Here is a 10,250-nt window from a genome sequence, read left to right on the forward strand (position 1 = left end):
CACGGCGTGAGGTAAGTCATGAGTGGACTAACGAGAGCCAAGGGGGAAGCTCCATGCGAAGAACCGCCCTGCTCGCCTCAGCCGCCCTGCTGACAACCCTGCTGCCGATGGTGTCCGCACAGGCACAGCCGCAGGCCGCCGACGATCCCGCCCCGGTGACCGTGGACCGTTTCGAGGGCGAGGTGCCCTTCGCGAACCCGCCCGCGGGAGGCATCTTCACCTGGGGCAGCGACAACGACGATCCGCCCACGCTCGCGCTCGAGGACCGCGCCGACGCCCCCGAGGGCGACCGCGTTCTGTCCGGCACCTACGACATCAGCGGCTACGGCGGCTTCACCCACGACTTCGCCTTCGCCGAGCCCGCCCACGACTGGTCCGCCCACAAGGGCATCCGCTTCTGGTGGGAAGGCCGGAACAACGGCAAGAAGGTCGCCTTCGAGCTCAAGGACGGCGGCGCCAACGGCGAGGCCTCCGAGCTGTGGACGACGTCCTTCACCGACGACTTCAGCGGCTGGAAACAGATCGAGATCCCCTTCACCGACTTCGCCTATCGCACGGACTACCAGCCCGTCGGCGGCATCGACCACATCCTCGGCCTCACCGAGACATGGGGCTACGCCGTCACCCTCCCCGTAGGCATCCAGGGCCGGTTCGCCATGGACGGCGTCGAGCTGTACGGCAAGGCCGACCAGTCACTGCGCACCTCCGTCCTCACCGACTCCGCCGTCTACCCGACGGACGAGGGCGGTACGGCGACCGTGAAGATCTCCGTGGCCACCACCGGCTCCGCCCCGATCGACGAACCCGTCACCGTCGCCTACGAGACGGCCACGACCGGCACCGCCGACCCGGGCAAGGACTACACGCCGGTCAGCGGGACCGTCACCTTCCCGGCAGGCACCGTCTCCGGCGCCACACGGACCGTCCGGGTACCGACGCTGAAGGACAGGTCGGCCGAGTCCGCCGAGACCATCCCCCTCGCACTCACCGTCACCGGCGCCAAGTCCCCGGCCGAGACCCCGCAGATCGTCGTCGACGCGCACGGACTGCCGTATCTGAACGCCAAGTTGCCGGTGAAACAGCGCGTCGCCGATCTCCTCTCCCGTATGTCGCTCGCGGAGAAGGCCGGCCAGATGACCCAGGCCGAGCGCGGTGCCGTGGGGACCGGGGCGGACGTCGCCGCGTACGACCTCGGCTCGCTCCTGTCCGGCGGCGGCTCCACTCCGACGCCCAACACCCCCGAGGCCTGGGCGAAGATGATCGACGGCTTCCAACTCCGGGCCCAGGCAACCCGCTTCCAGATCCCCCTCGTCTACGGCGTCGACGCCGTCCACGGCCACAACAACCTGGTCGGCGCCACCGTCATGCCCCACAACATCGGCCTCGGCGCCTCCAGGAATCCCCAACTCGCCCAGCAGACCGGCGCGGTGACCGCCGCCGAGGTCCGCGCCACCGGCATCCCCTGGGACTTCGCCCCCTGCCTCTGCGTCACCCGCGACGAACGCTGGGGCCGCTCCTACGAGTCCTTCGGTGAGGACCCGGCCCTCGTCGACTCCCTGGAGACGGTCATCCAGGGCCTCCAAGGGGCGCGGAACGGCAAGGACTTGAAGGACAACGACAAGGTCCTCGCCACCGCCAAGCACTTCGTCGGTGACGGCGGCACCGAGTACAGCTCCTCCACCACCGGCACCTACACCATCGACCAGGGCGTCACCAAGGTCACCCGGCAGCAGCTGGACGCCGTCCACCTGGCGCCGTACAAGACCGCCGTCGACCGCGGGGTCGGCACCGTGATGCCCTCGTACTCCTCGCTCGACGTCCTCGGCGACGGCCGGGGCCCGGTCAAGATGCACGCCCGCGCCGACATGATCAACGGCGTGCTCAAGGGCCGTATGGACTTCGACGGCTTCGTGATCAGCGACTGGGACGGCATCGACCAGATCCCCGGCGACCGCGCCTCCGACGTCCGTACATCCGTCAACGCGGGCGTCGACATGGTCATGGTCCCGTACGCGTTCAGGGAGTTCCGTACGACGCTCATGGAGGAGGCACAGGCCGGCCGCGTCAGCGAGCAGCGCGTCGACGACGCGGTCTCCCGCATCCTCACGCAGAAGTTCCGCCTCGGTCTCTTCGAGAAGCCGTACGCCGACACCAGCGGCGCCTCGAAGATCGGTTCCGCCGAGCACCGGGCCGTCGCACGCCGGGCGGCCGCCGAGTCGCAGGTACTGCTGAAGAACGCCGACGGTGTGCTGCCGCTGAAGAAGTCCCAGAACGTGTACGTCGCCGGCTCCAACGCCGATGACATCGGCAACCAGAGCGGCGGCTGGACCGTCACCTGGCAGGGCGCGTCCGGCGACATCACCCCCGGCACGACCATCGTGGAGGCCATGCGGAAGAACTCCGCGCAGCTGACGTACTCCAAGGACGCCTCCGCCCCCACGACCGGCCACGACATCGGAGTGGTCGTCGTCGGCGAGACCCCGTACGCCGAGGGCGTCGGAGACGTCGGCAACGGTCATGACCTGCAGCTGAGCCCCGCCGACCAGGCGGCCGTCGACAAGGTCTGCGCGGCCATGAAGTGCGCGGTGCTGATCGTCTCCGGCCGCCCCCAGCTCATCGGCGACCGGCTGGGCGAGATCGACGCGCTGGTGGCCTCCTGGCTGCCCGGCACGGAGGGCGACGGCGTCGCGGACGTCCTCTACGGCAAGCGCGGCTTCACCGGGCAGCTCCCCGTCACCTGGCCGAAGTCGCAGGACCAGCTGCCGATCAACGTCGGCGACACGTCGTACGACCCGCAGTTCCCGTACGGCTGGGGCCTCACGACGCTGACCAAGGCGCCGGAGGGCGGCGCGGCGACGCTGAAGGCGCTCGGCGTCGCGGCGGCGGTGGCCGAGAAGGCCGGGGCCGAGGAGGCGGGCCGCGCGATCGTGACCAAGGCACGGCTGATCGTCCAGCAGAAGAAGATCACGGCCGCGTCGGCGAAGCCCTTCGCCGACGCGGACCATCTGCTGCTCACCGGGCGGTACGCGGCGGCGGTGGCGAAACTGACGGAGGCCTATCGGGCGACCGGCTGAGAATGTCTTGGCCGGGGCTGTCTCGGCCGAGGCTGTTTTGGGAGGCTTCGGGTAGCTTCGAAGTATGAAGTCCGTCCTACGGACCCGAAGCCTCCCAGGGCTGCTGGCGGCCCTGGTGCTCGCGGCCCTGACCGTACTGTGGGCGGTCCCCGCGCCCGCCTCCGCCGCCACGAGCGTCGCCAAGATCGCCGAGGCGCTCCGCGAGAGTCCGGTGTACGTCGACCCGGCGGCCTCCGCGCAGCTGTCCTCCGGGGACGCCGCCGCGCTCGCCGAGCAGATCCAGGACGCGGACAAGGCCCTGTTCGTGGCGGTCCTGCCCGCGGACCAGCCGACCGAGAACCTCCTGCGGAACCTGCGCACCGCGACCGGCGTGACCGGCCTGTACGCGGTGCGGGTCGGCGACCGTTTCGACGCGGGCGCGGATTCCTCGGTCCTGCCCAGGACGGCCGTGCGCAACCTCGTCGCCAGTGTCGAGGGCGAGAGTGACGCGAAGACCCAGCTCGACGACTTCGCGGACCAGGCCCTGGCCAACATGGGCGGCTCGGCGCCCGCGAGCTGGGGCTCGTCCTCCGACGGCGGAGGCGTCCCGGCGGGCGCGCTGGTGACGGTCGGCGCCGTGCTGGCGGCCGGTGGCGTGGGCACGTACGTGCTGGTCCGCCGCAACCGCCGCCGCCACGCGGAGGAGCAGCGAGCCGCCCTGGAGAAGCTGCGGGTCATGGTGGACGAGGACATCACCGCCTTCGGCGAGGAACTGGACCGCCTGGACTTCCACCCCGCCGAACCGGGCGCGGACGACGCCATGCGCGAGGACTACGAGCACGCGCTCGACGCCTACGAGAAGGCGAAGTCGTTCATGGCGGCCGCGCAGCACCCGGAGGAGGCCCGCGCGGTGACCCAGGCACTGGAGGACGGCCGTTTCTCACTGGCACGACTGGCCGCCCGCAGGGAGAGCCGGCCTCTCCCGGACCGCCGCCCACCCTGTTTCTTCGACCCCCGCCACGGCCCGTCGACCACGGACGCGACCTGGACCCCGCCCAGCGGTGCCCCGCGCGAGGTCCCGGTCTGCGCGGCCGACGCGACCCGCCTGGCCGACGGCCGCGACCCGGTGATGCGCGAGGTCGACACCGACCAAGGCCGCCGCCCCTACTGGGACGCGGGCCCCGCCTACGGCCCCTGGGCCGGCGGTTACTTCGGCGGCGGCCTCCTCCCCGGCCTCCTCGTCGGCACGATGCTCGGCAGCATGATGGCCACCCCCGCCTACGCCGCCGACTACGGCTCCGGCTACGGCGACTTCGGCGGCACCTACGAAGGCGGCGACGTCTCGGGCGCGGACTTCAACTCCGACGACTTCTCGGGCGGCTTCGGCGGCGGCGACTTCGGAGGAGGCGGCGACTTCGGCGGGGGAGGAGGATTCTGACCGAACGGCGTTGGAGGACGAAGACTCGCCGCCCCACACCCGCCGGGACGGAGCCCTTCGACGCGGCTCCAGGCACTCTCAGCCCGTCCGGAGTCAAGGGACGAGGGTGTGCCGTGCCGATCCCCCACCCACCCGCCGGGGCGGAGCCCCTCGAGGCGGGTCCAGGCACTCTCAGCCTGTCCGGTGTCAGGGGGCGAGGTGTGCCGTGCCGATCCCCCACCCACCCGCTGGGACGGAGCCCTTCGACGCGGGTCCAGGCACTCTCAGCCCGTCCGGCGTTTGAGGACGAGGCCCTTTCGGGGCCGATCGGGGTCTGGGGCGGAGCCCCAGTGGGGTCGAAGGGGCGGAGCCCCTGGGGATGGGACGGGTAAGGGCGGCGGGGGCGAAGAAGCTCCCGTCCACGGACACGGGCCCGGCGCACCACACGCCGAGCCCGCGGAAGTTCGTACGAGACAACCCGCGCGTCAGAGAGAAGCCGCAGCCGACGCGATCGCCGACGCGAACGTCGACACCTCGGAGTACACACCCGGCGCGTTGGCCCGAGCACACCCAATACCCCAGCTCACGATGCCGACCTGAACCCACGCGTTGCTCGCGTCCCGCCGGAACATCGGCCCACCGGAGTCACCCTGACAGGTGTCGACCCCACCCGCGGCATACCCCGCACAGATCTCCTCGCTCGCGATGAGCCCGCTGTACCCGCTGTACGAACGACACGTCGCGTCACTCACGAACGGCACGGTGGCCTTGAGCATGTACCGCTGCTGAGCCCCACCCTCACTCGCCGCACCCCACCCGGCGACGGTGAACGTCCCGGTGTTGTACTGCGTCGTCGTGGCGATCTTCAGCGTCGGCAGATTGATCGGCGAGGCGAGCTTGATGAGCGCCCAGTCCTTGCCGTCACCGTTGTACCCGGGAGCCCGGTACACGTACGTCGACCTGACCTGGACCCGCCCGCTGGTGGACTGCAGGTCCACGACACCGGCGGTGGCGGTGATGGAGGTGTTCGCACCGGTCCCGCTCACACAGTGCGCGGCGGTCAGCACGATCTGCTGCGTGTACAGCGCGCCGCCACAGCCCATGGAGAGCCGGACCATGAACGGGAACTCGCCCTGCGCGGCACGGGTTCCGCCGACGACGGGCGCGGGAGCGGCCTGAGCGGCCGAGACGGGCTGAAGACTGGCGATCGCGAGGGCGGCGGCGCCGAGGGCCACGCATCTCTTGAGGGCCGTGAGGAGTCTCTTCAACGTGATGCCTTCCGTGGGGGGTGGAAGTACTCAGTCGCAGATATGTCGTGCGCATGCCAAGAGGGAACGCAAAGAGACACCCATCCACTGGCATGGGCAGGTCAAATCTGTTGCTGGATTATGAGAACGCTGTGACAGGCCGCACAAGGGGTGTGATTCGGCCAGTCCGGTCCCGCGACGCTTAGGACAGGAACCGACCTAATGGCGGCGTACTGTCGCCCCATGTCGGAAACCTTCGCCTCCGCCGCCGCCCTGGACACCTGGCTCACCACCCACCCGGCCCCCCACCCCGGCCTCTGGGTGAAGGTCGCCAAGAAGGGCTCGGGCATCCCCTCCGTCACCGCCGCCGAAGTCAATGACGTGGCCCTCTGTCATGGCTGGATCACCGGTCAGCGCAAGGGATTCGACGCCTCGCACTTCCTCCAGAGGATCACCCCGCGCCGCGCCGGCAGCCTCTGGTCCATGGTCAACGTCCGGCGGGTCGAGGAACTGATCGCCGACGGCAGGATGCGTGACACCGGCCTCGCGGAGATCGACGCGGCGAAGGCGGACGGACGGTGGGCGGCGGCGTACCTGTCCCAGAAGGAGGCCGGGGTGCCGGACGATCTGGCCGCAGCGCTGGAGCGCAGCCCGCGGGCCGGCGCGGCCTTCGAGGGGCTCGGCAAGACGGACCGGTACCAGGTCATGCTCGGTGTGCTGCGGGCCCTCACCCCGGAGAGCCGGGCCGCTCAGGTCGCCTCGGCGGTGGCCAGGTTGGAGGAGCTGTCCGGTCGCGACGGCTGAGAACGCCGAGCGCCCGCCCTCAAGGACACGAGGGCGGGCATGCTCACGAAAGACGCGTCAGGCGTTCTTGATCGCCGAGATGTCGAAGTTCAGCTTGATCTTGTCGGAGACCAGCACGCCACCCGTCTCCAGTGCCGCGTTCCAGGTCAGCCCCCACTCGGAGCGCAGGATCGTCGCCTTGCCCTCGAAGCCGACGCGCTCGTTGCCGAAGGGGTCCTTCGCGGCGCCGTTGAACTCGAGGTCGATGGTGAGCGGCTTGGTGGTGCCGAGGACGGTGAGGTCACCGGTGATGCGGTAGTCCTCGTCGCCGAGAGCCTCCGCCTTGGTGGAGCGGAAGGTCATCGTCGGGAACTCGTCCGTCTTGAAGAAGTCCGCGCTCTTGAGGTGGCCGTCCCGGTCCGCGGAGCCCGTGTCGATGCTGTCCATCTTGACGTCGATCGACGCCGAGGACGCGGACGGGTCGCCGCCGTCCAGGTGCAGCGAGCCGCTGAAGTCGAGGAACTTCCCCTTCACGTTGGTCACCATGGCGTGGCGGACGGTGAAGCCGATCGTCGAGTGGGCCGCGTCGATCGAGTAGTCGCCGGTCAGGGCGGTCAGGTCGGTGGTCGCCATGGCGTGCTCCTTGGGGGTGAGGAAGTTGAACGTTGAATTACCTAACGAGAACGACGGTAGACCTATTCCGTACAAGTTTCAACATCATCCGCAAAGTGTTGGCGTGATTACGCTGAGGTGGTAGATGCCCAGGGCATGAACCCGCATCCCAGAGGCCCCCTCAGGCTCACCCGCCGGGCCGCCTTGCTCACCGCGGCGCTCCTCGCCACGGCCACCCCCGGAGCCCGCGCCGCCGACCCCGACCCCTACGGCGCCCTCCGCCTCCGCTGGCTCGCCATCGCCCTCGGTACCGGATACGACCCCACCGCCGAGCCGTACGCCGCCCGCCTCGCCGAGACCGGCGCACTCGCCCGCGGCTTCCGCGGGACCATGACCCCCACCGCGACCTCCCTGTGGCCCGGTCATCCCTACGACCCGCCGTCCGGCATCACCCAGAGCTACGGCCGCCTGTGGACCATGGCCCAGGCCTACGTCCAACCGGGCAGCGGTTCCACCGGCGAAGAGTCCCTCCTCGGGGACGTCCTCCGCGGCCTCGACCACCTCTCCGCCACGATCTACAACCCCTCCACCACCCGCTACGGCAACTGGTGGGAATGGCAGATCGGCAGCCCCCGTCTGCTCATGGACCTCACGGCCACGCTGTACGACCACCTCGCCGACGCCCAGCGGGAGGCCGCCTGCGCCGCCGTCGACCACTTCATCCCCGACACGATGCTGGGCGACTACTCCGGTACGTCCACCGGTGCCAACCGCGTCGACCTGTGCCGCTCCGTCGCCCTGCGCGGCATCCTCGGCCGGGCGCCCGCCAAGATCGCCCTCGCCCGGGACGCGCTCTCACCGGTCTTCCCGTACGTCGTCCAGGGCGACGGCCTCTACGCCGACGGCTCGTTCGTCCAGCACACCTGGGTCGCCTACTCGGGCACCTACGGTCAGGTCCTCCTGGACGGCCTCGGCCGTCTCTTCGCCCTGCTCGCCGGCTCCGAGTGGGCCGTGACCGACCCGAACCGGCAGATCGTCCTGGACGCCGTCGAGCACGCCTACGCGCCCCTGATCCATGACGGTCTGATGATGGACAGCGTCAACGGCCGTGCCATCAGCCGGGGTTACCTCAAGAGCGACGACCGGCACGTGCTGCGCGGCGACCACTTCCACGGCCAGGGCGTCATCGCGGCGACCGCCCTCCTCGCGGGCGGGGCGAGCGAGGCCGAGCGGGAGCGCTGGTACGGCCGTATCAAGGGATGGATCGAACGGGACACCGTCTCACCGATCCTGACGGCGCGTCAGTTCGGAGTGGCCGACCTCGCCCGACTGCACGCGGTAGCCGAGTCACCCGTGCCCGCCGCCCCCGACCCCGTCGGCCACCGGCTCTTCGCCGCCATGGACCGGGCCGTCCACCGCCGCCCCGGCTTCGTCGCCAACATCGCCATGGCGAGCGACCGCATCGCGTACTACGAGTGCGGCAACGGCGAGAACCCGCGCGGCTGGCACACGGGAGCCGGAATGCTCTACTGGTGGACCGGCGGCCGGGCCGACCGGGCCGATCAGTACACGGACTGGTACTGGCCCACCGTCGACTGGTACCGCCTTCCGGGCACGACCGTCTCCACGCGTCGGCTGCCCGACAGGGCCGGCGGCGAATGGGGCGAGCCCAAGCCCGACGCGCGCTGGGTCGGAGGTGTCACCGACGGCGAGTACGCGGCGATCGGACAGCATCTGAAGGGCCTCGGCTCGACGTTGGAAGCGCGCAAGTCGTGGTTCTGTGTCGCCGACGCGGTGATCTGCCTGGGCGCCGGCATCACCTGCGCCGACGGCGTCCCGGTCGAGACCGTCGTCGACAACCGCAACCTGGGGGAGGGCGGCACCCCGGCCTTCGTACGGGGGCGTGGCTGGGCGCATCTGGAGGGCCACGGCGGCTGGGTGGTGCCGTACGGCGAACTGCGCACCCTCCGCGAGGACCGCACCGGTGCCTGGTCGGACATCAACACCACCAGTACGACGGAGCGGGCCACCCGCCGCTGGCAGACCCTCTGGCTGGACCACGGCACGGACCCGACGGACGCGTCGTACGTCTATGTCCTGATGCCGGGTGCGTCCCGCCACGGGGTCGCGACCCGCGCCGCCGACCGCCAGTGGCTGAAGGTGCTCGCCAATGACGGCACCCGCCAGGCGGTCCACATCCCCTCCCTCGGCCTGACGGCCGCCACCTTCTGGCAGGCCGGTACGGCGGGCCCGCTCGCCGCCTCCGCGGGCGCGAGCGTGCTGGTACGCCGCCGGGGCCGCACCGCTACCCTCTGCGTGAGCGAGCCGTCGCGGACGGGGGAGCCGGTGGAGATCGGCTGGGACCATCCGGTCCGCGCGGTGATCCGGGCCGACGACTCGGTCGAGATCCTCGCCACGGGCCGCCGTCTGCGCCTCAGAATCACCCCGGGGAGGGCATGTGCCCCACATGAATGTGAGGTGGCTCTCAGCTGATGGCTTTGTGTGATCTCTACAAGCGGGACGCCCCCTGAGCAGTCGGAATGGCTGCATGGCTCCGAGGTTCTGTTCAGGGGTACCAGGAAAACGGTCCGGAGACTGTACGGAGTCGACGGCCCGCTTTCCTTGTCGCACTTCGTAAGGTCACTACATGACCGTTTTGGATGACGCGCCGGGTGAGCCGACGGACGCACGGGGGCGAGTGGCCGAGCTGCACGAGATCCGTGCGCAGGCGATGGCCGGACCGAGTGACAAGGCGACCGAGGCGCAGCATGCCAAGGGCAAGCTGACCGCCCGGGAGCGCATCGAGCTGCTCCTCGACGCGGGTTCCTTCCAGGAGGTCGAGCAGCTGCGCCGGCACCGGGCGACCGGGTTCGGCCTGGAGGCCAAGAAGCCGTTCACCGACGGTGTCATCACCGGCTGGGGCACGGTCGAGGGCCGCACGGTCTTCGTGTACGCCCACGACTTCCGGATCTTCGGCGGCGCGCTGGGCGAGGCCCACGCCACCAAGATCCACAAGATCATGGACATGGCCATCGCGGCCGGCGCTCCGCTGGTGTCGCTGAACGACGGCGCGGGCGCCCGTATCCAGGAGGGCGTTTCGGCGCTGGCCGGGTACGGCGGCATCTTCCAGCGCAACAC

General features: G+C 70.4%; 7 protein-coding genes and 1 pseudogene. 5 read left to right on the forward strand and 3 right to left on the reverse strand.

All coding sequences use genetic code 11. The annotated features are described in order from the left end of the window. Nucleotides 1–53: 53 nt before the first annotated feature. Together ACWD3I_RS35825 and ACWD3I_RS35830 are read left to right on the forward strand one after the other, a co-directional pair. Nucleotides 54–3,074: a glycoside hydrolase family 3 N-terminal domain-containing protein gene (locus tag ACWD3I_RS35825; RefSeq protein ID WP_365396388.1), complete on the forward strand. Its 3,021-nt coding sequence runs from the start codon at nt 54–56 to the stop codon at nt 3,072–3,074. 64 nt (nt 3,075–3,138) lie between these two features. After that, a complete protein-coding gene (locus tag ACWD3I_RS35830; protein ID WP_365396391.1) occupies nt 3,139–4,491 on the forward strand; it encodes a hypothetical protein in 1,353 nt (450 codons plus the stop codon). A 261-nt stretch (nt 4,492–4,752) separates the two neighbouring features. Here the strand turns inward: ACWD3I_RS35830 and ACWD3I_RS35835 are convergent. Further along, a pseudogene (locus tag ACWD3I_RS35835) lies at nt 4,753–4,943 on the reverse strand (hypothetical protein); the annotation flags it as partial. 12 nt (nt 4,944–4,955) lie between these two features. Further along, nucleotides 4,956–5,738 (reverse strand): serine protease, encoded by a 783-nt coding sequence (locus ACWD3I_RS35840; protein WP_365413951.1) that lies wholly within the window; start codon nt 5,736–5,738, stop codon nt 4,956–4,958. 222 nt (nt 5,739–5,960) lie between these two features. Here ACWD3I_RS35840 and ACWD3I_RS35845 point away from each other — a divergent pair, with 222 nt between their 5' ends. Then, nucleotides 5,961–6,521, forward strand: coding sequence for a YdeI/OmpD-associated family protein (locus tag ACWD3I_RS35845; RefSeq protein ID WP_365413949.1), 561 nt, complete (start codon nt 5,961–5,963; stop codon nt 6,519–6,521). Nucleotides 6,522–6,578: 57 nt separating this feature from the next. On the opposite strand, the gene ACWD3I_RS35850 is transcribed toward ACWD3I_RS35845, so the two are convergent. Next, a complete protein-coding gene (locus ACWD3I_RS35850) occupies nt 6,579–7,133 on the reverse strand; it encodes a YceI family protein (RefSeq protein ID WP_365413947.1) in 555 nt (184 codons plus the stop codon). A gap of 135 nt (nt 7,134–7,268) precedes the next feature. Here ACWD3I_RS35850 and ACWD3I_RS35855 point away from each other — a divergent pair, with 135 nt between their 5' ends. After that, entirely contained in the window at nt 7,269–9,605 is a 2,337-nt protein-coding gene (locus ACWD3I_RS35855; RefSeq protein WP_365413945.1) for a polysaccharide lyase 8 family protein, read from the forward strand. Nucleotides 9,606–9,759: 154 nt separating this feature from the next. Beyond that, on the forward strand, nt 9,760–10,250 hold a 491-nt coding region (locus ACWD3I_RS35860), incomplete at its 3' end, for a carboxyl transferase domain-containing protein (protein WP_451084273.1).

It is taken from the genome of Streptomyces sp. NPDC002817 (genome assembly GCF_053592055.1).

Bases quoted from the DNA above. Each gene is read 5' to 3' on its own strand.
- ACWD3I_RS35830 (WP_365396391.1), top strand. From the start codon at position 3,139: ATGAAGTCCGTCCTACGGACCCGAAGCCTCCCAGGGCTGCTGGCGGCC.
- ACWD3I_RS35855 (WP_365413945.1), top strand. From the start codon at position 7,269: ATGAACCCGCATCCCAGAGGCCCCCTCAGGCTCACCCGCCGGGCCGCC.
- ACWD3I_RS35845 (WP_365413949.1), top strand. From the start codon at position 5,961: ATGTCGGAAACCTTCGCCTCCGCCGCCGCCCTGGACACCTGGCTCACC.
- ACWD3I_RS35850 (WP_365413947.1), bottom strand. From the start codon at position 7,133: ATGGCGACCACCGACCTGACCGCCCTGACCGGCGACTACTCGATCGAC.
- ACWD3I_RS35825 (WP_365396388.1), top strand. From the start codon at position 54: ATGCGAAGAACCGCCCTGCTCGCCTCAGCCGCCCTGCTGACAACCCTG.